This is a genomic window from Acidovorax sp. KPB24-03 (genome assembly GCF_057546605.1).
Genome location: NZ_BAAJYR010000849.1, coordinates 1 through 754 on the forward strand (window position 1 = coordinate 1; position 754 = coordinate 754).

Annotated in this window: 1 protein-coding gene; it reads right to left on the reverse strand. The window is 72.3% G+C overall.

Annotation, left to right across the window (positions count from 1 at the left end):
- Positions 1-696, reverse strand: a 696-nt coding sequence (gene hemC, locus AC27KI_RS26420) for a hydroxymethylbilane synthase (RefSeq protein ID WP_487116833.1), incomplete at its 3' end; no start/stop codon positions are given.
- Positions 697-754: the final 58 nt, after the last annotated feature.

Sequence of the window (754 nt, forward strand, 5' to 3'; positions counted from 1 at the left end):
CACGCCCAGCCAGCTGGGCAGGTGGGCCAGGGGCGCCAGCGCGGCGATCACGTCCTGCCGATGGCTGCGCACCTCCAGGCCCAGCGCGCCCTGGCCGGCGGCGGGCAGCATCTCGGCGGGCTCGAACGTGGCGCGGATGCGGTCGTCCAGGCCCAGGCGCTTCAGGCCCGCAGCGGCGAGCACGATGGCGTCATACAGCCCCTCATCGAGCTTGCGCAGGCGGGTGTCGAGGTTGCCGCGCAGCGGCTCGATCTTCAGGTCGGGCCGCAGGGCCTGCAGCAGCACCTGGCGGCGCAGGCTGGAGGTGCCCACCACCGCGCCCTGGGGCAGGTCGGACAGGCGCGCGAAGCGGTTCGAGACGAAGGCATCGCGCGGGTCCTCGCGCTCCATCACGGCGGCCAGGTGAAAGCCGTCGGGCAGCTCCATCGGCACGTCTTTCAGCGAATGCACGGCGATGTGCGCGCGGCCTTCCTCCAGCGCCACTTCCAGTTCCTTCACGAACAGGCCCTTGCCGCCCACCTTGCTGAGCGTGCGGTCCAGGATCTGGTCGCCCTTGGTGGTCATGCCGAGCAGCGTCACGGTGTGGCCGCGTGCCTGCAGCAGGGCGCGCACATGCTCGGCCTGCCACAGGGCCAGGCGGCTTTCGCGGGTGGCGATCACGAAGGGGAAATGGGTGGGGGTTTCGAAGGGGTTCATCGCGGTAGGAGGGCCGCCGGGCACGGGCGCAAGGCCGGGGGGTGCGCGGGGCGGGTGC